The 25,401-nt window shown below is 68.3% G+C and carries 24 protein-coding genes and 1 pseudogene; 6 read left to right on the forward strand and 19 right to left on the reverse strand.

Translation table 11 applies throughout. The annotated features are described in order from the left end of the window. Positions 1-47 precede the first annotated feature (47 nt). The 13 genes and pseudogenes from J2X41_RS17835 to J2X41_RS17895 all read right to left on the reverse strand — a co-directional run bounded on the left by J2X41_RS17835 (position 48) and on the right by J2X41_RS17895 (position 13,130). Complete coding sequence (locus tag J2X41_RS17835) at positions 48-3,032, reverse strand: TonB-dependent receptor (protein ID WP_404979953.1); 2,985 nt, start codon at positions 3,030-3,032, stop codon at positions 48-50. A 340-nt stretch (positions 3,033-3,372) separates the two neighbouring features. After that, positions 3,373-3,843, reverse strand: coding sequence for a chemotaxis protein CheE (locus tag J2X41_RS17840; protein ID WP_310083767.1), 471 nt, complete (start codon positions 3,841-3,843; stop codon positions 3,373-3,375). Continuing rightward, positions 3,840-4,424, reverse strand: coding sequence for a response regulator (locus J2X41_RS17845; protein ID WP_310083770.1), 585 nt, complete (start codon positions 4,422-4,424; stop codon positions 3,840-3,842). The genes J2X41_RS17840 and J2X41_RS17845 overlap by 4 nt, the downstream gene beginning before the upstream one ends. 3 nt (positions 4,425-4,427) lie before the next feature. Then, positions 4,428-4,817 carry a chemotaxis protein CheU gene (locus J2X41_RS17850; protein WP_310083773.1) on the reverse strand — a complete coding sequence of 130 codons (390 nt, stop codon included), beginning with the start codon at positions 4,815-4,817 and terminating at the stop codon, positions 4,428-4,430. A 4-nt stretch (positions 4,818-4,821) separates the two neighbouring features. Next, complete coding sequence (locus tag J2X41_RS17855; protein ID WP_310083777.1) at positions 4,822-5,397, reverse strand: chemotaxis protein CheD; 576 nt, start codon at positions 5,395-5,397, stop codon at positions 4,822-4,824. Beyond that, positions 5,394-5,783, reverse strand: coding sequence for a response regulator (locus J2X41_RS17860; RefSeq protein ID WP_019847929.1), 390 nt, complete (start codon positions 5,781-5,783; stop codon positions 5,394-5,396). Before J2X41_RS17860 ends, J2X41_RS17855 begins: the two co-directional genes overlap by 4 nt. A 4-nt stretch (positions 5,784-5,787) precedes the next feature. Further along, positions 5,788-6,816 carry a chemotaxis response regulator protein-glutamate methylesterase gene (locus J2X41_RS17865; protein WP_310083780.1) on the reverse strand — a complete coding sequence of 343 codons (1,029 nt, stop codon included), beginning with the start codon at positions 6,814-6,816 and terminating at the stop codon, positions 5,788-5,790. Beyond that, complete coding sequence (locus tag J2X41_RS17870) at positions 6,816-7,697, reverse strand: protein-glutamate O-methyltransferase CheR (RefSeq protein ID WP_310083782.1); 882 nt, start codon at positions 7,695-7,697, stop codon at positions 6,816-6,818. Before J2X41_RS17870 ends, J2X41_RS17865 begins: the two co-directional genes overlap by 1 nt. A 1-nt stretch (position 7,698) precedes the next feature. Continuing rightward, positions 7,699-8,166, reverse strand: a complete 468-nt coding sequence (locus J2X41_RS17875; RefSeq protein ID WP_310083785.1) for a chemotaxis protein CheW — start codon at positions 8,164-8,166, stop codon at positions 7,699-7,701. A gap of 4 nt (positions 8,167-8,170) precedes the next feature. After that, positions 8,171-10,420 carry a chemotaxis protein CheA gene (locus J2X41_RS17880; protein ID WP_310083787.1) on the reverse strand — a complete coding sequence of 750 codons (2,250 nt, stop codon included), beginning with the start codon at positions 10,418-10,420 and terminating at the stop codon, positions 8,171-8,173. A 47-nt stretch (positions 10,421-10,467) separates the two neighbouring features. Beyond that, positions 10,468-10,833 carry a response regulator gene (locus J2X41_RS17885; protein ID WP_028038734.1) on the reverse strand — a complete coding sequence of 122 codons (366 nt, stop codon included), beginning with the start codon at positions 10,831-10,833 and terminating at the stop codon, positions 10,468-10,470. Next, positions 10,830-11,117: an STAS domain-containing protein gene (locus J2X41_RS17890; RefSeq protein ID WP_310083789.1), complete on the reverse strand. Its 288-nt coding sequence runs from the start codon at positions 11,115-11,117 to the stop codon at positions 10,830-10,832. Before J2X41_RS17890 ends, J2X41_RS17885 begins: the two co-directional genes overlap by 4 nt. Next, positions 11,117-13,130, reverse strand: a pseudogene (locus J2X41_RS17895) (methyl-accepting chemotaxis protein). The gene J2X41_RS17890 and the pseudogene J2X41_RS17895 overlap by 1 nt, the downstream one beginning before the upstream one ends. Before the next feature lie 358 nt (positions 13,131-13,488). On the opposite strand from J2X41_RS17895, the gene J2X41_RS17900 reads away from it, so the two are divergent. Next, on the forward strand, positions 13,489-13,800 hold the full coding sequence (locus J2X41_RS17900) for a hypothetical protein (protein WP_012284370.1): 312 nt from the start codon (positions 13,489-13,491) through the stop codon (positions 13,798-13,800). Between the two features lie 170 nt (positions 13,801-13,970). Here the strand turns inward: J2X41_RS17900 and J2X41_RS17905 are convergent, their stop codons facing one another. Continuing rightward, the gene (locus J2X41_RS17905) at positions 13,971-15,119 is read right to left on the reverse strand and encodes an acyl-CoA dehydrogenase family protein (RefSeq protein WP_310083793.1); all 1,149 of its coding nucleotides are present in this window, start codon (positions 15,117-15,119) and stop codon (positions 13,971-13,973) included. Between the two features lie 157 nt (positions 15,120-15,276). Here J2X41_RS17905 and J2X41_RS17910 point away from each other — a divergent pair, with 157 nt between their 5' ends. After that, a complete protein-coding gene (locus J2X41_RS17910; RefSeq protein ID WP_310083796.1) occupies positions 15,277-15,957 on the forward strand; it encodes a phytanoyl-CoA dioxygenase family protein in 681 nt (226 codons plus the stop codon). Positions 15,958-15,967: 10 nt separating this feature from the next. On the opposite strand, the gene J2X41_RS17915 is transcribed toward J2X41_RS17910, so the two are convergent. The 3 genes from J2X41_RS17915 to J2X41_RS17925 form a co-directional block, all read right to left on the reverse strand. Beyond that, positions 15,968-18,241, reverse strand: coding sequence for a S8 family peptidase (locus J2X41_RS17915; RefSeq protein WP_310083799.1), 2,274 nt, complete (start codon positions 18,239-18,241; stop codon positions 15,968-15,970). Positions 18,242-18,269: 28 nt separating this feature from the next. Beyond that, complete coding sequence (locus J2X41_RS17920; RefSeq protein ID WP_310083802.1) at positions 18,270-19,700, reverse strand: amino acid permease; 1,431 nt, start codon at positions 19,698-19,700, stop codon at positions 18,270-18,272. 418 nt (positions 19,701-20,118) lie between these two features. Then, on the reverse strand, positions 20,119-20,370 hold the full coding sequence (locus tag J2X41_RS17925; protein ID WP_310083804.1) for a DUF6356 family protein: 252 nt from the start codon (positions 20,368-20,370) through the stop codon (positions 20,119-20,121). 46 nt (positions 20,371-20,416) lie between these two features. Here J2X41_RS17925 and J2X41_RS17930 point away from each other — a divergent pair, with 46 nt between their 5' ends. Continuing rightward, a complete protein-coding gene (locus tag J2X41_RS17930) occupies positions 20,417-20,956 on the forward strand; it encodes an Lrp/AsnC family transcriptional regulator (protein WP_404979951.1) in 540 nt (179 codons plus the stop codon). Between the two features lie 252 nt (positions 20,957-21,208). Beyond that, positions 21,209-21,586, forward strand: coding sequence for a hypothetical protein (locus J2X41_RS17935; RefSeq protein WP_310083809.1), 378 nt, complete (start codon positions 21,209-21,211; stop codon positions 21,584-21,586). Between the two features lie 287 nt (positions 21,587-21,873). Here the strand turns inward: J2X41_RS17935 and J2X41_RS17940 are convergent, their stop codons facing one another. Next, the gene (locus J2X41_RS17940; protein ID WP_310083812.1) at positions 21,874-22,368 is read right to left on the reverse strand and encodes a DUF2199 domain-containing protein; all 495 of its coding nucleotides are present in this window, start codon (positions 22,366-22,368) and stop codon (positions 21,874-21,876) included. A 111-nt stretch (positions 22,369-22,479) separates the two neighbouring features. Further along, a complete protein-coding gene (locus J2X41_RS17945) occupies positions 22,480-23,109 on the reverse strand; it encodes a helix-turn-helix domain-containing protein (protein ID WP_310083817.1) in 630 nt (209 codons plus the stop codon). A gap of 262 nt (positions 23,110-23,371) precedes the next feature. Between J2X41_RS17945 and J2X41_RS17950 the strand changes: the two genes are divergently transcribed. Together J2X41_RS17950 and J2X41_RS17955 are read left to right on the forward strand one after the other, a co-directional pair. Further along, positions 23,372-24,202: a UDP-2,3-diacylglucosamine diphosphatase gene (locus tag J2X41_RS17950; protein ID WP_310083819.1), complete on the forward strand. Its 831-nt coding sequence runs from the start codon at positions 23,372-23,374 to the stop codon at positions 24,200-24,202. Then, the gene (locus tag J2X41_RS17955) at positions 24,202-25,293 is read left to right on the forward strand and encodes a glycosyltransferase family 1 protein (RefSeq protein ID WP_310083823.1); all 1,092 of its coding nucleotides are present in this window, start codon (positions 24,202-24,204) and stop codon (positions 25,291-25,293) included. Before J2X41_RS17950 ends, J2X41_RS17955 begins: the two co-directional genes overlap by 1 nt. Positions 25,294-25,401: the final 108 nt, after the last annotated feature.

Here is a 25,401-nt window from a genome sequence, read left to right on the forward strand (position 1 = left end):
CGCTGGTTCGCACCAGCGCCCTTCCGTCGTTCAGGATGGACGTCGACCTAGAACTTGTACTTCACGCCCAGATAGAACTGGCGGCCGTAGTGCACGTACTCTTCCGAGCTCATGCGGGTGGAGTCGTCGACCTTGCTGTCTTCCTGGTCGGTCAGGTTGATGGCCTCCAGGGTGACGGTGAACTTGCCCAGTTCGTAGCTGACCTGGCTGTCGAGGTTGAAGGTCTTTTCCTTGATCCGCACGTCGTTGTTGTTGGTCGCCGAAGGGGCGACCTGGATCAGGTAGGCGTCGCGGTACGAGCCCGAGATCCGCGCCTTGAACGGCCCGTTTTCATAATAGAGCGTGGCGTTGAAGGCGTCGGGCGACAGGTTGACCAGCGGCTGGGTGACCAGCAGGGCCGGGGCGGTCTGCACCTTGGCCGCGTTATAGGTCGGGGCCTTGATGATGTAGTCGATGTCGCTCTTGACGTGGGTGTAGTTCAGGATCGCGCCGAACTTGTCGAACGGAGCCGGCAGGAAGGTGAACGGACGCTGGGCGCTCAGTTCGAAGCCCTTGAGCTTGCCGCCTGGGCTGTTGACCTGGGTGGTCACGGTGAACGGCGTCGCCGAGGTGTTGGGGCTGGTCAACAGGCTGTCGGGAAGACCCGTCGCCGACCAGGGCATGACCTCGGCCGTCTGCTGGATATAGGACTTGATGTCCTTCTGGAAGAAGCCGGCCGACAGCAGGGTTTCCTTGTCCGGATACCATTCGAAGCTGAGGTCCAGGTTGTTGGCCAGCATCGGATTGAGATCTGGGTTGCCGCGCGTCAAGGTCTGCGAACCTTGGCTGATGGCGGTGTAGCCGGGCGACAGGTTCTGCAGTTGCGGACGGGTCATCACCTTGGCCGCGGCGAAGCGAACGAAGACGTTCTCCGCGGGCTGGATCGACACGTTCAGGGCCGGCAGGGTGTTGTGATACTCGCGGGACGTAGTCTGCACGCCGTCGATCGGCGTCGTCTCGTTCAGAACGACGCCCGACGGCAGGGTGACCAGGACGTTGTTCTTGCTGCCCACGTTGTAGTGGCCCAGGGCGTCCTGCTGGGTCTTCACATAGCGCACGCCGATATTGCCGCGCACCGGCATGTTGAAGAGATCGTAGTCGAAGTCGCCCTGCAGATAGAGGGCCGTATCCTCCTCGGTGACTTCCCGGACCGCGCCCAGCTGGTTGATGCTGCTGAGACGGAAGTCGCCGTTGGCGTTGATGCAGTCGCAGTCGTAGCCGATGGCCGTCTTCAGCTTGTCCAGGTCGGGCGCGATCCAGGAGGTCGGCACGCCGGCCGGGAGATCGAGGCCTCGGCCGAAGCCGGTGATCAGGCGCGAAACGTCGGCGATCGTGACGCCGGCGGGCAGAGCAAAGCCTGCTTCGGCGGTATAGGCCGTCTGGCCGGCCAGCTGCCGCGAGAACAGCCGCTTTTCCGACGAGTTGAAGCCGAACTTCTTCCAGTCGAAGCCGTAGCGCAGCTTGAAGCCGTCGAGGATCTGGTAGTCGACGTCGGCGCGGAAGGTCTTGAAGGTGTTGACGGCCTTGCTGGGACGCATGCGCAGCAGGGAGGGATCACCCAGGGTGTTGCTGGGGCTGTAGACGAAGTTGCTCGCTTGGGTCGGATCGAAGCCGTAGTTCAGGACCGGCAGCTTGTCGTTCTGCGAGTAGTCGTAGCTGTAGCCGTCGCTGTTGTAGCGATCGAACGAAAAGGTCGTCTGGACCGGGTTGTCCTGGATCGACCGCGACTGGCCATAGACGAGGTTCAGGTGACCGGCGTCGCCGAACTTGGTGTCGTAGGTCAGGGTGAACTGGTTGAACTCGGTCTTCAGGTCGTCGTGGCGATATTCGACCCGCGCGTCGACGTCGTCGAACGTGCCCTTGATCAGGTGACCCTTGTCGTCGGCCTGGAAGTTGACCACGTCGGTCTGCGGCAGGCCCGCGCCGCTGCGGCTGAACGAGATGACTTCCAGATAGGTCTCGTCGCGATTGTTGGTGAAGTTGGCCACCAGGGCGTCGAGGCTCAGGGTCGAGTTCTCGGTCGGGCGCCATTGCAGCGAACCGGTGATCCCCAGGCGCTTCTGGTCGTATTGCAGGCGGCCGTAGCGCGGAATGCGCGGGTGCCAGAGGTTGTTGGCGGTACCGGCTGGCGCGGCGGTGGGCGCGCTCGTGCTCGGGGTGTTCACGCCGATCGTCGTACAGGCCGGCGAGGTCGCCGCCGTGGGGCCGCCCGGCGTGAAGCCCGGCGTCTGCGGGTTATAGGCCGCGCCGAAACACGGGAAGGACGTCGACGAGTTGAACGCCACGCTGGGGTTTTCCCAACGGCCGGTCGAGGAGCCCTCTTCCAGCGTCTTGCGCTCGGCGTAGGCCACCGAGATCAGGGCGCCGATCTCGCCGATGCCGGTGTCCCAGCGGTTGCTGGCCAGGAAGGTGAAGCGCGGGTCCTTCTTCCGCGACAGGTCGTTCCAGCCGATCTTGGCGCCCATGCTGAGGGCCGGGCCGCTGAAGTCGAACGGGCGCGAGGCCTGCAGGTCGATGATCGCGCCCAGCGAGCCTTCTTCGTTGGAGGCCGAGGTCGACTTGCGCACGGTGACGCTGTTGAACAGCTCCGAGGCGAAGATCGAGAAGTCGAACTGGCGGCCGCGGTTGGCGCCGCCCGAGCTGTCCTTGCCGCCGGTGGTGGCCAGGGCCTCCAGGCCGTTCAGGCGCACGACGGTGAAGTCGGGACCCAGGCCGCGGACGGTGATCGTGCGGCCTTCGCCGCCGTCGCGGTCGATCGACACGCCCGGCACGCGCTGCAGCGACTCGGCCAGGTTCAGGTCGGGGAAGTCGGCGATGTCCTGGGCCTTGATGACGTCGACCAGGTCGTTTTCACGGCGCTTGATGTCCAGGGCGTTGGCGAGGCTGGCGCGGAAGCCGGTGACGACCACTTCCTCGACGGCGGTGTCGTCCGCGGCGGGGGCCGGCGTCTGCTGCGCGGCGGCGGCTCCGGCCAGCGCCATCGCCATGAGCATGGCGCCGCTGGACGCACCGAGCTTCAGCGCGCGAACGCGCTGCTTAGAGACCTGAGACAATGGATCCTCCTCCCGTGATCACGTTTCTTTTGAACGACGCGTTCGCGTCGCCCGGCCGAAGAGTGCGTCCGCGCTTCCTTCCCGCGCGGCCGTTCTTGGGCCGTCTATTCTGACACCGGTGTCACATTCGAGCGAGACGCGCGTCTTGACACCGGTAGCAATGCAAGCGGTATCAAATGAAACCGCCGATCACAAGATGGCTGAAGCGTGGCGGATCGTAGCGATCGGGCGAACGTGTCGTTTCGGCCACATTAAGGCCAAGCTTATTCCGCCGACCGCCTCAGGCGTCGTCGATACGTCGTTGACTGACCTTGTTGAGCCCGTCGATCACCGCGCGCCGCTGGTCCGGGCTCAGGTCGGTGGTCCGCAGCAGCCGCAGCGCGTTGATGTGCACGTCGACGGCGTCCCAGCGCCAGACGCCGGCCTCGGCGCAATTGTCGACCAGGGCGCAGAACGAGATCGCCGCCTGGTCGACGCATGAGCCCGGCAGGAAGCCGGAGACGTCGATGATCCGCAGGGCCAGGGTGTAGAGGTCCTGGTGGAGGCCGGACGCGCGGGTCGCCGCCGCCGACCGGCCGAACCGGGCCTCGATCTCCGCCAGGGCGGCGTCCAGCACCGCCAGCGACTCGGCGCGCAGCGGCTCCAGCGCCGCGTCGGCGGCGGCCAGGGCGTCCTTGGCCATCATGCCGCCGTCGGCCCGGACCAGCATCGACAGGCGGTTGGGGGCGCGGAACTTACGCATGACGCTCATGACTTGGCTTTCTGGGAGTCGGCGGACTCCAGCGACGGGGCGCCGGGCGGGCGGAGCGCTTGTGGCGGGTCTTCACGGCGACGCCCCTTGGCGCCGGGCGGAGGACCGTCGTTCCTGAACCGGCGGTCGGGCCCAAGATAGGTCTCGCACTCGATGAACTGGCGGTCTTCCTTGGCCGCCCACAGGATGCGCTCCAGGACGATCTTGGGCGTGATCGGCTTGGCGATCGTGAAGTTGGCGCCGGCGTCGCGGCCCTTGAACACCTGCGAGGGCGGCGTGTGGCCCGAGACCAGGATCACCGCCAGGTAGCGGTTGGCCTCCAGGGCGCCGCGGCGCAGCCACTTGACCAGCTCGTAGCCGTCGACTCCCGCCATGTTGGTGGCGCTGATGACCAGGTCGAACGTGCGCTCGCGCAGCAGGGTCTGGGCCGCCCTGGCGCCGTCGGCGCGGGTGAGATTGCCCACCCCGAAGCCGAGCAGCACCTGGGACAGCAGGTTCAGCGACGGGACGCTGTCGTCGACCAGCAGAACCTCGACCTTCTCGAGATTGATGCGGGCCGAGGCGTGGAGCGGTTCGCGCATGGCCTAGAAGAAATCGAGTTCGCCGGCCGTGGCGTCCCAGCCGTCATGGTTCTTCGCGTCGCGCAGACGCACCACGAGATCGGCCAGGCCCAGGCCCTCGAGCAGCGGCTCGACCGCCATGCTCCACTCGCCAGAGGCGTGCTGGCCGATGCGGGCCAGGACGTCAGACAGGCCGTGCAGGCGCTGGCTCAGCTCGTCCAGGGCCTGCAGCCGCGACAGGTTTTCCAGGGCCGCGCCGCCGCTGGCCAGGTCGCCGGCGATGTGCTCGCAGTCGCGGCAGATCGCCGCCGCCGCCATCAGCTCCGCCGCCAGCCGACGCGAAAGCTCGCCCACGGGCAGCTGCCCGGGGAAGGTCTCGTCGGTGTCGGTCAGGGCCAGCGGCTGAACGGTCATGGGGTCAGAACAGGTCCACGTCGCCGCTGGACGCGGCGGGCATCGGGGCGGGCGCGGGACGACGGACGTCCTGCGGGGCGTTGTCGACGGCGACCAGGCGCTGGCGAACCCGGCCGGAGGCGGGCCAGAACTCGACGCGTCGGGCCGACAGACCGCCGGTGCTGGACGAGACGATCGGAATACCCTCGTCGCGCAGGAAGCGCTCGGCGAAGGCGGCGTTGCTGGCGCCGACGTCCGAAAGGCCATCGAACAGCTTGCCGCCGCCGAAGATCTTGGCCTCGAGACGATCGCGGCGCGCGCCCTTCTTGAGCAGGCCGTTGATCAGCAGCTCCATGGCGTAGGCGCCGTAGCGGACCGCGTCGCCATTGTCGTTATTGGTCCGGCCGCCGGTATCGGGCAGCAGGAAGTGGTTCATGCCGCCGATGCCGGTGGTCGGATCGCGCAGGCAGGCGGCGATGCACGAGCCGAGCACCGTCGTCATGACCACCTGCGGATCCGACGACACGTGGCTCTCGCCCTGGGTGACGTGAACCTTGATCGCCGGCCCAATCTCGTCTGGGTGGGGATCTCGATTGATCATGTCAGCTGGCCAAAGACCTGTTCGATCTTTTCCTTCAGGCCCTGAACGGTGAACGGCTTGACGCAGTAGTTGTTGACGCCGAACTGCACCGCGCGCTGGACCAGTTCGCGGTCGGCCCGACCAGTCAGCATAACGAAGGCGGTCTGGCGGATCGGCGGGTGCGAGCGCACCGCCCGCAGCAGGGCCAGCCCGTCCATCTTCGGCATGTTGAAGTCCGAGATGACCAGGTTGGCCGGCTTGGCCAGCAGGTTCTTGAGGGCTTCCTCGCCGTCGGGGGCCTCGCGGATGTCCTTGAAGCCGATCTGCTGCAAGGCGTTGCGGATCAACGCCCGCATGGTCAGCTGGTCATCGACGACGAGAACGGAAATGGAGCTTGCTTGGGGCATGGGTTCATCGCCTCGCGGAGGCCAGATCGAGGATGGTTTGGCCCATGGAGGACAGGGTGACCTGCTTCTCCACGGCGCCGAGTTCAAAAGCCGTGCGCGGCATGCCGTAGACGACGCAGCTCTGCTCGTCCTGGCCGACCGTCCGGGCCCCGGCCTTGCGCATGGCCAGCAGACCCTGGGCGCCGTCGCGACCCATGCCGGTCAGGATGGCGCCGACCGCCTTGTCGCCGACCGCCTGGGCCACGGAGTTGAACAGCACGTCCACCGACGGCCGGTGGCCGCTGACGGGATCGCCCTGGACCAGGCGGCAGCGCAGCCCGGCCGAACGGACGACTTCCAGGTGGGTCGCGCCGCCCGGGGCGACATAGACCTTGCCCGGCTCCAGCAGGGCGCCGTCGACGGCTTCCTGCACCCAGGCGCCGCTGGCCCGGTCGAGGCGGGCTGCGAAGCTGGCGGTGAAGGTCGCCGGCATGTGCTGGGTGATCACCGTCGGCGGGCCGGTTTCGGGAAACTGGCTGAGGATCGTCAGCAGGGCTTCCACCCCGCCGGTCGACGAGCCGATCGCCACGATGTCGCCCGAGGGGACGTAGTTCAGGCGGCGGGCGGTGGCCGGCGCGGCGTCGGCCTTGGTCCGCACCGAGGCGCGGGCGGCGGCCTTGACCTTGTCGGCCACCTCGGCCAGCGCCTCGGCGGTGCCGGTGGCGTTGGTGGGCTTGCCGACGCAGTCGACCGCGCCCAGCTCCAGGGCGCGCAGGGTCATCTCGGCCCCGGCCTGGGTCAGGCTGGAGACCATGACCACCGGCATCGGCCGCAGGCGCATGATCTTCTCGAGGAACTCGATGCCGTTCATGTTCGGCATCTCGATGTCGAGGGTGACGACGTCGGGGTTCAGGGCCTTGATCATGCCCCGGGCCTCGAACGGGTCGCCGGCGGCGCCGACCACCTCGATCTCGGGGTCACGGGTCAGGGCGGCCGTGATCAGGCTCCGCATGGTGGCGGAGTCGTCGACGACGAGAACGCGAATCCTGGCCATCAGCGACCTGCCTTGCGGTAGGCGGTCAGGCCGGCGCTTTCGAAGGCGGTGACGGAGGCGCCCACACGTTCGGAATGGCCGACATAGAGCTTGCCGCCCGGGGCGACCAGCGGTGCGAAGCGCTGCCAGACCCGCTCCTGGGTGGGCTCGTCGAAATAGATGACGACGTTGCGGCAGAAGATGGCGTCGAACGGCCCCTTCATCGGCCAGCTGGGGCCGTTGAGGTTCAGCTCGCGGAAAGCCACCATCTGGCGGGCCGCCTCGCAGACCCGGAAGCTGCGGCGGTCGCTGGCGTCACGTTCGAAATACTGGTTGCGCATGTTGGCGGGGATGCCCTCGAGGAGCTGTTCCTCGTAGACGGCCGCCCGGCCGGTGGCCAGCACGTTGGTGTCGATGTCGGTGCCCAGGATCCGGATGTCCAGGTCGGCGGCGTTCGGCCACACCGACAGCACCGTGAAGGCCATCGAATAGGGTTCCTGGCCCGACGAGCAGGCCGCCGACCACAGGCGCAGGCGCCCGCCGGCCCTAACCTTGTCGGCCATCGGCTCCAGGATGCTGGCGCGCAGGTCGTCGAAGTGGTGCGGCTCGCGGAAGAACCGGGTGACGTTGGTCGTCAGGGCCCGGAGCATGTGCTGCTGCTCGTCGACATTGCCGTCCTGGGCGACGAACGCGCAGTACTCGGCGAACGACTTCAGGCCCAGGGTGCGCAGGCGCTTGGCCAGGCGCGAATAGACCAGCGTCGCCTTGCTGTCGGGCAGGCTGATGCCGGCCTGGTCGTACAGCAGGGCGGCGATCCGCTTGAAGTCGGCGCTCGTGAAGGCGAACTCGCCATCGACGAGGGCCTCGCGGCGATCGGTGAAGGAGGTCGAGGGTGTGGTCATCTCAGGCGGCCAGGGCCTCGCGCTCGGGGAGCAGGCGGTCCAGCGAGATCTCGCTGATCATCCGCCCTTCAATGGAAATGATGCCGCGCACGAAGTGGCGGACGTTCTCGCAGGCGATATCCGGGGTCGGCTGGCACATGGCGTCGGTGATCGACAGGATGTCGGACACCGCGTCGACCAGCAGGCCGACCGTGCGGTCGCCGGCCTGGACGACGATGAACACGCTGCGCACGTTCGGCTCGGTGGTCGGCATGCCGATGCGGGCGGCCAGGTCCATGATCGGCAGGACCGCACCGCGCAGGTTGATCACGCCGCGCATGTAGGCGGGCGACTGCGGCAGGGTGGTGGCCGGGCTCCAGCCGCGGATCTCGCGGACGGCCATGATGTCCACGCAGTATTCCTGCTCGCCCACGCGGAACGAGATCAGTTCGCGGGTTTCGGTGCTGGACGTGGGGGTGGGTTCGGTCATCGGGCTATTCCGCGGCGATGAGGGTGGGGTCGGAAGGCTGCGGCGGACCGCGGCGACGCAGGTTGATCACCGCGTCGACGTCGAGGATCAGCGCCACCCGGCCGTCGCCCAGGATGGTCGCGGCGGCGACCCCCTCGACCTGCTGGTAGTTCTGCTCGAGCGACTTGATGACCACCTGGCGCTGGCCGTGGATGGCGTCGGCCACCAGGGCGGCGCGCGAGCCGTCCTCGCCCTCGACCAGCAGGACCACGCCCTCGGTGGCGGCCGGCGAGCGGTCGCGGTAGTTCAGCGTCAGGCCCACGTCGATCAGCGGCACGAAGCTGTCGCGCACGGCGAGCACGTGACCGGAGGGACCCAGCGGGCGGATTTCCTCCGCCTTCGGACGCAGGCTCTCGACGATGCAGGCCAGCGGGATGACCAGGGTCTCGCCGGCGACGTCGACCACCATGCCGTCCAGGACGGCCAGGGTCAGCGGCAGGCTGAGGGTGAAGGTCGAGCCCAGGCCCGGACGCGAGGTGATCGAGATGCGGCCGCCCAGGGCCTGCACCGAACGCTTGACCACGTCCATGCCGACGCCGCGGCCGGAGACGTCCGAGATCTTGTCCGCGGTCGAGAAGCCGGGGAGGAAGATCAGGTTGTCGATCTCCTCGTCGGTCAGGGTCAGGTCCGGCGAGATCAGGCCCTTCTTGACCGCGATCGAGAGCACCCGCTCGCGGTTGATGCCCTTGCCGTCGTCCTGGACCTCGATGACGATCCGGCCGCTGCGGTGCAGGGCCGCCAGGCGCACGACGCCCTCGGGATTCTTGCCGGCCGCCTTGCGCTCCTCGGGGCTTTCCAGCCCGTGGTCGATGGCGTTGCGCAGCATGTGGGTGATCGGGTCGGCCAGACGCTCGATGACCGTCTTGTCGACCTCGGTGTTCTCGCCGTCCATCACCAGGCGGGCCTGCTTGCCCGTCATGTTGGCGACTTCGCGGACCAGGCGCGGCATGCGCTGGAACACCGACTTCACCGGCTGGGCGCGGATGGCCATGACGCTGTCCTGGATCTCGCGGGTGAGCTGTTCCAGCTCATCCAGACCCATGGCCAGGTTGGAGGACGGGGCGATGCCGTATTCGCCGACGCGTTGGGCCAGCATGGCCTGGTTGATGACCAGCTCGCCGACCAGATCGATCAGGCGGTCGATGCGCTCGGGATCGACGCGGATCACCGACTGGCCCGGACCGGGGACGTCGATCTGGGCCGGCTTGGCCGCGGGGGCGGCCGGGGCGTTGGCGGCGACCGGGGCGGCGACGGGGGCCGGCGGGGCGATCTCGACGACCGGAGCGGCGGCGACCGGCGCTTCGACGGGGGTCTCGATCGCGGCGGGCGCGGGTTCAGGCGCCGGAGCGGCCACTTCGAGCAGGGTGGCCAGCACCTCGGCCACCGGGGCCTCGCCGCGGGTGATCTCCAGTTCGCAGTCGCCGTCGACGAATTCGAAGACCTCGCGGATGGCCTCCTCGCCCTGCTCGGTCTCGAGCCGGACGCTCCAGGTGACATAGGCGGCTTCGGGGTCGATGAATTCCAGGGTCGGCAGGGCGCTGTCGTCCAGGGTCGCCTGGATCGGGCCCAGGCGGTTCAGTTCGCGCAGCAGCAGGGCCGTCTCGTTGGCCTTGCGGTAGAGGTCCGACTTCGGACGGATCGACACCGTCCAGACTTTGCCGTCGAGCACGGCCGCGTCGGCGGCCTGGGCGTCGAGGCTGATGGTCATCGGCTGGAAGTCGAAGCCCAGGTCGTCGTCGTCCAGGCCGTCGTCAGAGCCGATGACGATCGGGGCGGCGTCGACGTACTGGGGAGCCTGCTCCACCGGCGCGGCGGCGACCGGGGCGGCGTTGGGGTCGGTGACCGCCTTCAGCTCGGCGGCCATGGCGGCCGAGACGTCCATGTCGACCACCCCCAGGCCGCGGGCGGCGCTGACGTGGTCGGCCAGCACGTCCGAGGCGCGCAGCAGCAGGGCGGTCAGGTCGGGCGTGCCGGGGATCTCGTTCGACCGCAGGGCGTCCAGCAGGGTCTCGAACACGTGGGCGAAGCGCACCAGCGGTTCCAGACCGAAGGCTCCCGCCCCGCCCTTGATCGAGTGCACGGCCCGGAAGACGGCGTTGACGGTGTCGCCATCGTCGTTGCCGTCCTGCATGGCCAAGAGCCCGCCTTCAAGATCGGCGAGCAGTTCCTCGCATTCCTGAAAGAAGGTGACCTTGATGGCCTCTAGCTCGTCCATTCCCCGACTTCCTACAAAGGCGCTTCAGTACCTAGAACACCTGACGATCAGGCCGCGACGCGGCGGATCGCCTCAACGAGCTTCTCGGGATTGAACGGCTTGACGATCCAGCCCGTCGCGCCGGCTTCGCGGGCCCGCTGCTTCTTGCTGGGGTCGCTTTCCGTGGTCAGGACCAGGATCGGGATGGCGCGATAGTCGTCGTCGACCCGCACCGCCTCGATGAAGCCGAAGCCGTCCAGCTTGGGCATGTTGATGTCGGTGATGATCACGTCGGGGCGATGGGCGGACAATACTTCCAGCCCGTGTTCGCCGTCGACGGCTTCGACGACGTTGAACCCGGCGCCGGCGAGGGCCATGCGCAGCATGTCCCGCATCGTACGCGAGTCATCGACCGTGAGGACAGTACGCGTCACGATGCAGCTCCTTGGATTTCGGCCTGAAGCAGGACCCCTTCGGCCCCGAAAAGACGGATGGTTTCCACGAACGCCTCGGAAGGCGCGGTGATCGAAAAGGGTTTGCCGTCCTCGGCCCAGGCCTTGCGGGCGGCCAGCAGGACCTGCAGGCACAGCCCGCCGAGGCGGCGCACCTGGTCGGCATGGACTTCGATGTCCTGGCCGCGGCGTTCGACGAAGGCCTGCTTGAGCGGCCCCGAAGCCTTCAGATCAAGGGTTTCGGGCAAAGCGATCGCTGTCGACATCAGAACTCCTCCCAGCCGTCGCTGGCCGGGGCGGCCGCCGCGCCGCCACGCCCGGGACGGGCGAAGGCGTTGAGGCGGGCGCGCTGCTCGGCCACGGGATTGGCGGCGGGGGCGTGGTAGGCGGGATCGGCCATCTGCGGACGCTCGTAGGACGCCTGCTGGCGACCGCTGCCGACGTTGAAGCGGCCGATCAGGCGCACCAGCTCGCCCGTCTCGCCCTTCAGCGAGTGGGTGGCGGCGGTCGACTGCTCGACCATGGCCGCGTTCTGCTGGGTCACCTGGTCCATCTGGTTGACGGCGGTGTTGACCTCGTTGAGCCCTGTCGCCTGCTCGGCGGCCGAGGCGGCGATCTCGGTGACCAGGGCGTCGATCTCGCCGACCTTGGTGACGATCCGCTGCAGAGCCTCGCCCGTCTGGCCGACCAGGCTGACGCCTTGGCTGACCTGCTGGGTCGAGGACGAGATCAGGGTCTTGATCTCCTTGGCGGCCTCGGCCGAGCGCTGGGCCAGGGCTCGGACTTCCTGGGCCACGACCGCGAAGCCTCGGCCAGCGTCACCGGCGCGAGCCGCTTCGACGCCGGCGTTCAGGGCCAGCAGGTTGGTCTGGAAGGCGATCTCGTCGATCACGCCGATGATCTGGTTGATCTGCTTGGACGAGTCCTCGATGGCGCCCATGGCCGAGACGGCCTCGTGCACGACCTGGCCCGAATGGGTGGCTTCGCCGCGGGTGCTGGAGACCACTTCCGAGGCCTGCTTGGCGCCGCTGGCGGTGCGGCGCACCGTGGCGGTCAGCTCGTCCAGGGCGGCGGCGGTTTCTTCCAGCGAGGCGGCCTGCTGCTCGGTGCGGCGCGACAGGTCGTCCGAGGCGTGGGCGATCTCGTCGGCGCCGGTGCGCAGGCCGTCCGTCGAGGCGGCGATGACCTTGATGGTTTCCTGCAGCTGGGTGATGGCGGCGTTGAAGTCGTCCTTCAGCTTGCGGTAGTCGCCCGGGAAGTCGGCCTGGACGCGATAGGTCAGGTCGCCCTTGGCCAGGTGCTCCAGCGCGTCGGCCAGCGACGACACCACCAGGGCGTTCTCGCGGGCGGCGGCGGCGGCGGCCTCTTCCTTGGCCCGGCGCTCGTCGGCGGTCAGGGCGGCCGACTTCTCCTGCTCGGCGCGCATCTGCTCCAGGTGCAGCTGGTTGTCGCGGAAGACCTTCAGCGAGCGGACGATGGCGCCCAACTCGTCGCCGCGGGTCATCTTTTCCAGGTCGATCGTGTTGTCGCCCTTCGACAGCTTCTCGGTGGCGCCGGCGATGTCGCCGATCGACTTGCGGGTGGTCATGACCGTCATGAAGGCCAGGCCGGCGACCGCGCACAGCGTGATCAGCGACAGGACGATCGTGGCGCTCATCGCCGCATTGGCCTCGGCCTGCTTCTTGGCGGTCTCGGTGGCGACGCGGGTGTTGGCGGACGCCACGACACCGTCCAGCTGGGCGGTCATCTTGGCGTACTGCTCTTCGAACGGGGCGATGAAGCCGGCGGCCATGTTGAAGTCGACGCCGATCATCCCGCTGACCGTGTCGATGGCGCTGCGGCATTCGTCGAGCGACTTGATCAGCTCGACGATCTTGCCCTGCTCTTCCTTGGGCAGCTTGCCCTTCAGAGCGGTCAGGTCCTTCTTGATCGCGTCGGTCTCGGTCAGGATCGCCGCCATGCGGGCGTCGTTCTTGTCGACCTCGATGTTCCCGGCCTTGTGGGTCATCACGGTGAACAGTTCGCCGTTGATGTTGGAGATCCGCTTGGAGATCGCCTGGATCTCCATGTTCTCGCGCATGTCGTTCTCGACGACCTGCTTGAGCGCGGCGGACTGGCTCTTCTGCACGACGATCGCGCCGCCGGCCATCAGGGCCAGCATGAGCAGAGCGAAAGCCGGCGCGAAGCCGATTTTGATGATCAACGGAAGATCGACGAGCCGAAAGCGCTTCATCGGATGGGTCCCCTCTAGCGGTGTTTCCGTGCGCACGGATCACCAACGTCGAGGGCGATCATCACGGCATATTCCTAATAGTTCCTGACTTTGGTTAAGAGCCTGTGCCGCAGGGCGTGTCGCACCCCAAAAATTCCGCGCCACGCAAAGCCCCGGCCGCCTGGTCCTGGAATAAGGAATGGGCGCGCGCGAGTCGCGCACGCGAAGACGACGAGTCGACGACGCTGGAATCTGAGTGTAGTTTCAAGTGAAACCACGTATTCGGCAAGTAAACGTGGTTACCGATGAGTGAAGAAAACTATCTTCCGGTGACTCAGAATATTTTAACTCGGTTCTGCGAAAAAGCTCAGGCGTCCGGACGACGCGACGTCCGAAGGGCGAGACACACTATTAGGAGCAGCGGGATGAAATATCCGATCGCTATTGCCGCGGGAATCGCTGGCAGCTTTTTCGTCGCTCAAGCCGCCTCGGCGGCTGGCGGCTTCGAAGACCAAATGGGCCGTTGCCTGCAGCAGTTCGCCAACACGCGCGACGCGGCCCAGGTGATGCTGGAATGCACCGCCGACGCCGGCAAGCTGACCGAGTGCAAGGTCGTCGACAACAGCGCGGCCGGCAAGGGTTTCGACAAGGCCGCCATGTGCATCGCTGAAAAGCTGCCGATGGGCGCCAAGACCGGCACCGTGAAGGTTCCGTTCCGCTTCCCGGGCGGCGCGTAAGTCTAAAAGCTCTCTCCCTTCCTGGAGAGATCTTAATACGCCTCCGCTGGCTCCGCCGGAGCGTCCTTACAGGGGACGTTCCGGCCCGGGGCCGGTGGGGGCGTTTTGCGTTTTGGGGTCGTGCGCCGAGTGGGGACAGGCACATGTACCTGTCCCCGGCGGCAAATCCCCTACCCGCCCCGCTTCAGCGTTTCGCGGGCGATGACCAGTTGCTGGATCTGGCTGGTGCCCTCGTAGATCCGGAAGATCCGCACGTCGCGGTACAGCCGTTCGATGCCGTAGTCGGCGACATAGCCCGCGCCGCCGAAGATCTGCACCGCCCGGTCCGCCACCCGGCCGACCATTTCCGAGGCGAACAGCTTGGCGGCCGCCGCCTCCAGGGTCACGCCCCGCCCGGCGTCGCGCTGGCGGGCCGTCTCGAGCACCAGGGCCCGGGCGGCCAGGGCCTCGGTCTTGCTGTCGGCGATCATCGCCTGGATGAGCTGGAAGCTGGCGATCGGCTGGCCAAACTGCTTGCGCTCAGAGGCATAGGCCACGCAATCGACCAGCAGGCGTTCGGCCACGCCCACGCAGACGGCGGCGATGTGCAGTCGCCCCCGGTCCAGCACCTGCATGGCGACCTTGAAGCCCTCGCCCTCCTCGCCCAGCCGGTTCCAGGCCGGCACGCGGACATTGTCGAAGGTGACGTCGTGAATGTGGGCCCCCTGCTGGCCCATCTTCTTCTCGGGCTTGCTGACGCTCAGGCCGGGCAGATCGCGCGGCACCAGGAAGGCCGAGACGCCTGAACCGCCCTTGGCCTCGGGGTTGGTGCGGGCCATCACCGTGAACAGCGAGGCCTTGCCGGCGTTGGTGATGTAGCGCTTGGACCCGTTCAGCACATAGTCGTCGCCATCCAGGGTCGCGCGGGTCTGGACCGCGGCGCTGTCGGACCCGGCCTCGGCTTCGGTCAGGGCGAACGAGGTGACGATCTCGCCGGACGCGATGCCCGGCAGCCAGCGGGCCTTCTGCTCATCGGTGCCGAACATCACCAGGCCCTGGCTGCCGATGCCGACATTGGTGCCGAACACCGAGCGGAAGGCCGGCGAGGCGCGGCCCAGCTCGATGCCGACCAGGCATTCTTCCTCCATGTTCAGGCCCAGGCCGCCGAAGTCCTCCGGGATCGACAGGCCGAACAGGCCCAGCCCCTTCATGTCCTCGATGACCTCGGCGGGCACCGCGTCGTCCTCGGCGACCTTGGCCTCGATCGGGCGCAGCCGCTCGGCGACGAACCGGCGGACGGTGTCGATCAGCTGCTCGCGGGTCTTGAGGTCCAGGGCCATGGCGTTCCTTCCGCTTCAAACATCTGTTTTGAGCAGACTGTAGCGGCGGAGCGCCGGAAGGAAAGGGCCGAGTGCGCGACGGCGCGGGCGGCGACGGATCCGGCAGCGACGCTGTCTTTCCGCTTCAAAAGCGACCCGGGGTTGCTAGGCTCCCGCCATGAGCGATCTCCTTGCGCCGACAAAGGTCGATCCGCTGCCGGCGCCGCAAGCCGCCGCCCTGGACCGCGACGGCTACCTGCTGCTGCGCGACGTCGTGCCGCAGGCCTGGCGCGAGGCTCTGCGCGACGCGTTCGAGGTCGGCGTGGGGAGCGAGAACCAATGGGCCGCGCCGCGCGGCGTCGGCTGGCGCCACGCCCTGGTGGACCTGGATCCCACGGTGCGACGCGCCTGCCGGCTGCCATCCCTGCTGGCCGCGGCGGGACGGATCCTGGGCGAGCCCTTCTTCCTCTGCCAGGTCGAGGGTCGCGAGCCGCTGCCGGACGCCGGCCACCAGCCCCTGCATCGTGACGGCGCTGGCCAGAAGGCGGTGGCCGCCCTGGTCTTTCTGGATTCCTATGGAGCCGACAACGGCGCCACCCGCGTGGTCCCGCGCCCGCTCGATCCCGGAGACCAGGGCGGCGAGCCCGACGAGGCCGCGTCCCTGGTCCTGGCCGGCGAGGCGGGGGACATCCTGGTGTTCGACGCCGACTTGCTGCACGGGGCGACCCGCAACCGCTCCGGCGCGCGGCGGCGCTCGCTGCTGCTGAGCTTCAAGCCGGCGCGCACGCGGGCGGACGAGGACGCCTGCCGCGCCATCCGCAACGTGCGCATGGACACCGGCGAGGTGTTCGCGCTGTGAACCTCGGCGGCTAGAACCGCGAGCGCCAGGTCGCCAGGGCGCCGACCTCGGGCGCGGCGTCGGCCTGGTGGCCGGGCTGCAGGGCCAGGCTGGTGCGCACCACCAGCGAGCGCCAGGGCCCGAAGGCCCGCTCCAGGCCCAGGCTCAGGTCGATCTCGCGGCCGTCGGGCGAGGCGCTGAACCGGCGGGTCGAGAAGGTCAGCGGATCGTCATAGGCCAGGGGCACGTCGGCCAGCACGGCCTGGAACTTGCCGCTCTCGATGCGCAGGGGCTGGGCGATCCCGAAGGTCAGGCGCGAGCAGGCCCAGCCGACCAGCCGGCAGTCGGCGCCGGCCTCCAGCCGCCAGGCGCTGCTGATCGCCCGGTCCAGCGACAGCAGGCCGCCGTCCACTGCCGTGCGGCCGATCGACAGGTCGGCGTGCAGCGACAGGCCGGGGCGCGGATGGAGGTCCACGGCCGCCGCCCCGAACCGGGTCCGGGCCGGCAGGGCCAGGGTCGCGCCGGGCGCCAGATAGGACCCCAGCGGACCCAAGGGCTCGTCCAGGGCCCCGCCGGTCAGGCTGACCAGGGCGGCGCCGACCTGCACCATGCCGGTGGCCGAGGCGTAGGTGGAGCCTTCGATCTCGTTGATCCGCAGCGGCTGGCGCGGATGGGCCGAGCCCTGCTCGGCCAGCAGGGCGAACCGGCCCAGGCGCAGGGCGGCCTGGGTGGAGCGGTCGGGCTGGGCGATGGCCTGGAAGGCGTCGCGGCCCGCCGGGCCCGCCGGGGCGGGCGCCCCGCCCTCGCCGCTCCAGTTGGACAGGCTAAGGCGCCCGTAGGCGGCCTGCATCCGCACCGAGCGCATCGGCTGGGGCCCCAGGGTCAGGGACGGCTGAGGCTCGTGGGCGCGCTCGTCGAACACCGGCCCCTCGACCGAGACGGCCAGGTTCAGCCCGCCCAGCGCCGGGCCGCCCAGCATCACCTGGCTGGAGGCCTGGATCGGCGGCGGGGCCAGCGGGGCGCGACGCCGCTGGCCCGGCAGGCCATCGGCCAGGTTCACCGAAAACAGCCGGTTGTAGTCGTCGTGGATCACGGTGCGCAGGCCGTCGCCGCGCCGCAGGACCGAGCCGAAGGCCGAGCCGACATTGCCGCCCACGCCGGAACCGGTCAGGACGGTGGTTCCGCCGCCCGGCAGGGACAGGCTGCTGGCTCCCACCGGCGCGAAGGCCCGGGCCAGGTCCAGGCCGCCGCGGCCATAGGTGGAATCGGTTCCGGCCGTCCCCAGGTCGTCGGCCGTGCGCAGCAGGATGTCGAGGGCCTCCCGTCCGGACAGGTTGGGGAAGGCCTGCAGCAGCAGGGCCAGGGCCCCCGAGACCTGGGGCGCGGAGAACGAGGTGCCGGAGACCACCGCGCAGCCCGTGCTGTCGCACTCGGTGGCGATGCTGTCGCCGGGCGCGGCCAGGTAGCCGTTGGCGGCGACGCCGGCCTTGTTCGAATAGCTGGCCATCACCCCGGCCTGGGTCAGGGCCCCGACCGCCACCACCGAGCCGGCGTAGCGCGGATCGACCGCGTAGCGGGCCGGCCAGGACGGATCGGGATCGCCGTCATTGCCCGATGCGACGGAGACCACCGCCCCGGCGGCGACGGCGCGGGCCAGGGCCGCCTCGAACCGGGTCCCTTCCGGTCCATCGCCGCCCAGCGACAGGTTGACCACCTTGGCGCCCTTGGACACGGCGTAGTCCAGGGCGGCGGCCAGGCTGTCGGAGTCGAAGACGCAGTCGGGGCAGTCGGGGGTGGCCACGCCGCTGTCGTCGGCCCGGATCGACAGGATCGTGGAGTTGTAGGCGACGCCGATCGTGCCGGCCCCGTTGAAGCGCGCGGCGATGATGCCGGCCACCCGCGTGCCGTGGCGGCTGGAGCCGACCAGGGCGCCGCGCCCGATGATGTCGGTGGAGTCGGCCGAGACCGCGCCGACCAGGTCGGCCTGGGCGCCGTCGACGCCGGTGTCGATCACGGCCACGGTGATCCCCTGGCCGGTGGCTCCCTTGCCGTAGGCGACGTCGGCATGGATCGCGGCGAGGTTCCAGCCGCGCTGGTATTCGGCGCTGCCCGTCGAGGGGATGGGCGGCGGGGGAGGGGGCGGAGGCGGGGGAGGTGGCGGTGGAGGCGGAGGGGGGGTGACCACGCCCGGCGCGGGTCCCGAGCCCCCGCCCCCGCCGCCGCACGCCACCAGCGGGATCGCCGCGAGCAGAACCCAGGCGCCGGGGCGAAACAGGCCAGACCGAACCAAGCGCAGCAAGTTCACCCCCGAGGACGCCGACGATCCTGTTCTCTTACACCTTTCCGGCCTCGGCCCGCGCGAGGGCGCTACGTCGCACCCCGTAGAGGAAATACACCGCCGCCCCGATCAGGTGGGCGTACAGGAAGTAGCGCTGGGTCTTGGAGGGCAGGCTGTAGAACAGGTACAGGCAGCCGAGGATGGCGCCGGGCGCCACCACTTGCCACAGCGGGGTGGAGAACATCCGCGGCCGTTGCGGGTCGCGCACCCGCAGGATGATCACCGACAGCCCCACGGCGATGAAGGCCGCCAGGGTGCCGGCGTTGGCCAGCTCGGCGATGTCCTTCAGCGACAGCAGGCCCGACAGCAGGGCCGACAGGGCGCCGGTCAGCAGGGTCATCAGCACCGGCGTGCCGGTCTTGCGGTTCACCCGCGACAGGGCCGGAGGCAGCAGGCCGTCGCGGGCCATCACGAAGAAGATCCGGCTCTGGCCGTACATGAAGGCCAGGATCACGGTCGGCAGGGCGACCACCGCGGCCAGGGCCACCAGCTGGGCCATCCTTGGGTGTTGCAGGGTCTCCAGGATGAAGACCAGCGGCGCTTCGCTCTTGGAGAACACCTCGGCCCGCGACGCGCCGATCGCGACGCCGGCCACCAGCATGTAGATCAGGGTGCAGGCCAGCATCGAGCCGACGATGCCGATGGTCAGGTCGCGCCGCGGGTTCTTGGTCTCCTCGGCGGCGGTCGACACCGCGTCGAAGCCGTAGAAGGCGAAGAAGATCAGGCTGGCGGCGGCCATCACCCCGACCTTGACGCCGTCGGCGCCCGTCCCCTGGGCGGTGTGGGCGGCGAAGCCCTGCGGCATGAACGGCGTGAAGTGGCTGGCGTCGAAGGCCGGCAGGCACAGGACGACGAACACCGCCAGGGCGGCGATCTTGATCACCACCAGCACCATGTTGACGGTGGCGCTCTCCTTCGTGCCCAGGGCCAGCAGCCCGGCCACGGCGAACGAGATGATCACCGCCGGCAGGTTGACCAGCCCGCCCTGGTGCGGTCCGGCCAGCAGGGCGGGCGGGAAGCCGGCCATCTGGAACAGCCCCTGGGCGTGGGCCGACCAGCCCACCGCCACGGCCGCGCAGACCAGGGTGTATTCGAGGATCAGGCTCCAGCCGACGAACCAGGCGACCGGCTCGCCCATGGCCACGTAGCTGTAGGTGTAGGCGCTGCCCGACGCCGGGATCATCGTCGACAGCTCGGCGTAGCACAGGGCCGCGCAGGCGCAGACCGCCCCGGCGATCAGGAACGACAGCATCACGCCCGGCCCGGCCAGCCCCGCCCCGACGCCGGTCAGGGTGTAGATGCCGGTGCCGACGATGGCCCCGACGCCCAGGGCGACGAGATGGTACCAGCTCAGGGTCTTCTTCAGGGCGTGGGCGGCGTCGCCACCGGCGGTGTCGATCGCCTTGCGGCGCGTCCAGAAACTCATCCAGTCCTCCCGACTCTTTCGCCGGGACGATGGGCTAGCGACGCGCCGCCGCCAAGGGGGAGAATTTGCTCCGCCGACGACGTTTCGAGCACGCTCCTCCCCCCTGTGGGGGAGGTGATCGCGTAGCGATCGGTGGGGGGAGTTTTGGGATTGTTGATCGGGTTGCAGCCATCGGCCGATCACTCCCCCCACCGTCGGCTGCGCCGACACCTCCCCCACAGGGCAGGGCTATCGCATATGAAGAACGAAAGGTGGACGGCCTGAGCCGTGCGTCCAATCGAGACCAAAAAGGCAGGCTCGTGAGTCTGTTTGGATTCGTTTTGTTCGCCTTTTGGTAGAGCTTGCCTCGATCCAACGCGGGCTCTCGATAGGACGAATCCATATGCGATACCCCTGCCCCACAGGGGGAGGATTGGGTTCAGATCACCGCGTCGAAGGCCGCCCAGTTGGGCATTTCGGCGTCGGGCTTGCGGCCCCGGTTGGCGATCCGGGTGTAGAGCAGCTTCACGCAGCGGCTGCCTGTGGTCTCGAACAGGAACGGGAAGATCCCGTGGACGAAACAGGCCAGGCCGCCCAGCAGCATCGGAACGGCGAAGCTCCAGGCCACGGCCATGTGCTCGCCATAGGTCTCGTCGACCGAGCGGGGATGACGGGTGAAGAGATCGAACATGACGAGCCTCATGGAACGTCCTTCCATCATGCCGTGCTTCGCGAGAATGACATGGTCTCAGTCGCGCCGTCATGGCAGGTATGGGGAATTCAATTCTCCAGATAGGGCTTCGGACAGAATGATCTCGCTGGACCAGATCGACCGCCGCCTGCTGGCGATCCTGCAGCAGGACGCCACCGTCCCCATCGCCGAGCTGGCCGAGCGGGTGGGACTGTCCCAGACCCCTTGCTGGAAGCGGGTCAAGCGGCTGCAGGACAGCGGGGTGATCACCGCCCGCGTCGCCCTGATCGACCGCGACGCCCTGGACCTGCCGCTGACCGTGTTCGTCGCCGTCAAGACCGGCCGCCACGACGAGGACTGGCTGGCGACCTTCGCGGCCGGGGCCAAGGCCCTGCCCGAGGTCATCGAGTTCTATCGGATGAGCGGCGAGGTCGACTACCTGCTCAAGGTCGTGGTCCGCGACATCGCCGCCTATGACCGCTTCTACCGCCGCCTGATCGCCACCGCCCCACTGACCGACGTGTCGTCCAGCTTCGCCATGGAGCAGATCAAGTTCACGACGGCCCTGCCGATTTCCATGGGGTAGAACGCGAAAAGTTATCCACAGGGCCGCAGTCGGGGACATGCCCTTGCGGCATGTCCCCAAACACCGCGCCGGGACGTCAGGATAAGCACCGCAGAGCCTGTCGGTGGGGACACGCCGCAAGGGCGTGTCCCCGACTGCGTCACGGTCGTTTATCCCCGCGAAATCCGGACCCGGCTCCAACGAAATCAAGGTGCTACACAAAAACGCACGTTTCCTGTCCCCACCCTCCAGGGCGGGCGCACACTTCTGGCCATGACCCAGACCCAAAACACCCCCGCCCCGTCCCTGGCCTGGCGCCAGGCCCTGCAGACCAAGCTGATGGCCGCCCTCGACGCCGCCTGGGCGATCCTCGAGCACTGCGACGATCCCGCCGAGATCAAGCGGGTCCGCGACCGGCTCAGGGCGATCGGCGACCTGGCCGCCCAGGCCCGCAAGGTGGCGCTGATCACCCCGAAAGAGTCGAAAGCCGACGCCAATGTCGCGGCCAAGGCCGAAATGCTGGCCCGGGTGATGGCGCCCGGCCTGGCCGCCGAAGCCCTGGTCGCCGCCCGCGCCCCCGCCGCCGCCCAGGCCGAGCTCTCCCGCCGGGCGCTGGAAAAACTGAAGGGCGGCGGCCGGGCGCGGTTGTAGGCCCCCAACAACCGCTCATCCCGGCGAAAAAGGGTGGCCCTCTCGCCCTCCGCCGGCGGCGAGGCCGCGCCTTAAAACCTTGATGGCGAGCCTGCTCTGGCGTCTGGCCGTGTCAAGGACGGCCCCGCTGGGGCCGCCGCGACGCGGCCGGCCGGAGGCCGGTCCTTGACACGGCCAGACGCCAGAGCTCCGATCCACCAAGGCTTTAAGGCGCGGCCCCATCCGGGGCGGATGGGGCGATCCGAGAAGCAGACGTTCTGAGAGTCAGTGATTGGTGGTTCTCGGACCTAATGCATGTAGGCCGCGTACAGTTCAGCCACGCGTTCCACGGAGATCCCTGTCCGTTGCTCCAGCGCAAGCGGATGGTCTGTCGGCTCCAATTCGATGTAGGGGCGAAGCCCGTCATCTCTCAGATGAACCATCGTTTTTAGATTTTCGGTGTCGGGATAGGTTTTGAGGGACGCCGAAAGCCAACCAAAATATGGACCGTTTTCCGCCCTAGACGGCGCATCTTGCAGGGCGAGAAACTCATCGAAGCGCTCGCGGTTGAGGGAAACCCACACGCCCCAAATGAAGGGTTCATCAGTTCCTTCGACCGGAATTTCTATACAGCCCCGCACAAAGAAGAACTCTTGATCGATGACGCATGTATCTGCCGTCAGATCACATCGACCATCGCGATCCGCCTCCGGAATTGCGTAGTAATAAAGGGGTGCGGAAGCTCCAAAGCCAGGCATGCCTTCGTGCCATTCATCGCAGCTCGCGCACTTGAAACGGAACATCTCTGCCACCTCGCTAGCCTTGGCCTAGCTGCGCAATAGATGGTGTGCAAGGTCCGACTAGGGTCGCGAGTAGTCGTTGACGCCCGTCTCGAGAACTGACGCCCTTCCCCCCTAATCCGGCCAAAGATCCTGCACATCCCCCTTGCGGTTGAGCATGTGGGTCGCCCGCTTGATCAGCATCAGCAGCCGCTCGCGCCGGCCGTCGCTGTCATAGGTCAGGGACGCCCGCGCCAGGCCTTCCAGCATGAACCGCGCCAGGTCGCGGCTGGCCTGGAAGCGCGGGCCGGCCCCGGCGTGGAGAATCTTCAGGAAGTGGTCGCCGGCCTGGGCGCGGTCGAACTCGGCCTGGGCCGGGGCCAGCAGGGCCTGGACCGCCGGGTCGGTGCGGCCGGCCGCCTCCAGCTCGGCGAAGGCCAGGAACGGCACGGTGTGCAGCAGGTCCCAGTAGCTGTCGATCGCGTGCTCGGTGACGTCGGCGCCCGAGGGCAGGCCGTCGGCGGCGGCGCGGAACAGGGCCGAGCGCTCGGCCTGGACGTGGGCCACGGCCGCCTCGACCAGGGCCTCGCGGGTGGGGAAGTGGTAGAGCATCGCCCCGCGCGTCAGGCCGGCGGCGTCGGCGATCACCGGATTGGTCGCGGCGTGATAGCCGATCTCGGCGATCAGGCGCATCGCGCAGTCGAGAATCCGCGCCCGGGTCTTCAGCGACTTGGGCGTATCCTTGGCGAGGCGAGCGGCGTCCATGATCTTGATCTAGTCAAAGCCATGTTGCGCTGCAACAGCCGAGCGACGGCCGGGCTGCGCCTTGTCCGACAAGATCGACACGATGGTCAAAATTCGGGCGTTGGTGCGACGCGGCGTCGCGCGGCGGGCGCGGCGCCGTTTCACGAAAGCGACATGCAATCAGCTTAATCGCCGGACGGCTCGCCCCAACGCCATCCGGGGCCGGGGGCCGGTCCGGGGGGATCGGCTTGAACGCCGACCAGAACCGCCGGAGGGGCAAGCCATGGTCACCGACACCGACATCGAGATCCGCCGCTATCGCTCGATCTTCATCAGCGACGTGCACCTGGGCACCCGCGGCTGCCAGGCCGAGCTGCTGCTGGACTTCATCCGCCACGTGGAGTGCGACAAGCTCTACCTGGTCGGCGACATCATCGACGGCTGGAAGCTGCGCAGCGGCTGGTACTGGCCCCAGAGCCACAACGACGTGGTGCAGAAGATCCTGCGCCTGGCCCGCAAGGGGGTCGAGGTGATCTATGTGCCGGGCAACCACGACGACCGGGTCCGCGACTTCTGCGGCGTCCACTTCGGCGGGGTGGTGGTGGTGCGCGACGTGATCCACGAGGCGGCCGACGGCAAGCGCTACCTGGTGGTCCACGGCGACGAGTTCGACGGGGTGGTGCAGCACGCCAAGTGGCTGGCCTTCCTGGGCGACTGGTCCTATAGGACCATCCTGATGCTGAACACCTTGCTCAACCGCGCGCGTCGGAAGCTGGGGTTCGGCTACTGGAGTCTTTCGGCCTATCTGAAGGTCAAGGTGAAGAACGCGCTGCAATTCATCGAGAATTTCGAGGCCGCGGTCGCCGACGAAGCCCGTCGTCGCGGCGTCGACGGCGTGATCTGCGGCCATATCCACAAGGCCGAGATGCGCGAGATCGACGGCGTGCTCTATGTCAACGACGGCGATTGGGTGGAAAGCTGCACCGCGCTGGTGGAACATATGGACGGACGGCTCGAAATCCTGGAATGGTCCAAGCTTAGGTCCTGGTCGGTGATCGACCGGGCAAGGGCGCTCCCCGTCGAGCCCCCCATAGCGGAGCCTGCCGCCGCCTGATGCGGATACTACTCGCCACAGATGCTTGGGAACCGCAGGTCAACGGCGTGGTTCGGACCCTCACCAAGGTGATGGCCGAGCTGAAGGCGATGGGCCACGAGATCGACGTCGTCAGCCCCGACCAGTTCCCCACCTTCCCGCTGCCGACCTATCCGGAGATCAAGCTGGCCATCGGCGCCTACGAGCCGGTGATGGAGCGCTTCAAGTCGTTCGAGCCCGAGGCGATCCACATCGCCACCGAGGGTCCGATCGGCTTGGCCGCCCGCCGCATCTGCCTGGAATGGAAGCTGCCGTTCACGACCAGCTACCACACACGGTTCCCCGAATACGTGTCGGCCCGCCTGCCGCTGCCGCTGTCGGCCGGCTACACCTACATGCGCTGGTTCCACAAGCCGTCGGGCCGGCTGATGGTCGCCACCCCGACCATGCGCGACGAGCTCATCCGCCACGGCTTCCGCAACATCTCGCCCTGGACGCGCGGCGTCGACACCGACGTGTTCCGCCCCCGCCAGGCGGGCGAACCGGACGTGTTCGAAGGCCTGGCCCGGCCGATCTTCCTCAATGTCGGCCGCGTGGCGGTCGAGAAGAACATCGAGGCCTTCGCGGGCCTGGACCTGCCCGGCACCACGGTGATCGTCGGCGACGGCCCGCAACGCGAGGAGCTGGCCGAGAAGTACCCGAACGTGGTCTTCGCCGGCGCCAAGTTCGGCGAGGAGCTGGCCCGCTATTTCGCCTGCGCCGACGTCTTCTGCTTCCCGTCCCTGACCGACACCTTCGGCCTGGTGATCCTAGAGGCCATGGCCGCGGGCGTGCCGGTGGCGGCGTTCTCGGCCCCGGGACCGATCGACATCATCCCCGGCTCGGGGGCCGGCGTGCTGGCGCCCGGCCAGACCGACGGCCTGCGCGAGGCTTGCCTGGCCTGCCTGGACATCGACCACGCCACGGTGCGCAAGTTCGCCGAAGGCTTCTCGTGGCGCGCCTGCGCCGAGGAGTTCTACAAGAACCTGCAGCCCTATCCCGAGCCGGAAAAGACCCGCTTCTGGCGCCGGCTGCGGCGGTTGGCGCGGCTGCGTAGGAAACCGGCAGCCTAGCACCGGCGAACACTTGCCCCCTACGGACCGCTTCGCGGCCGTCTTCCCCCACAGGGGGAAGAGCGCTGAGGTCGGCGCCGTGCGGCTCCGCCCCCTATGGGGGCGGAC

Origin of the sequence: Caulobacter sp. BE254 (genome assembly GCF_031457295.1) — a bacterium.
In the GTDB taxonomy this organism is placed as follows: domain Bacteria; phylum Pseudomonadota; class Alphaproteobacteria; order Caulobacterales; family Caulobacteraceae; genus Caulobacter.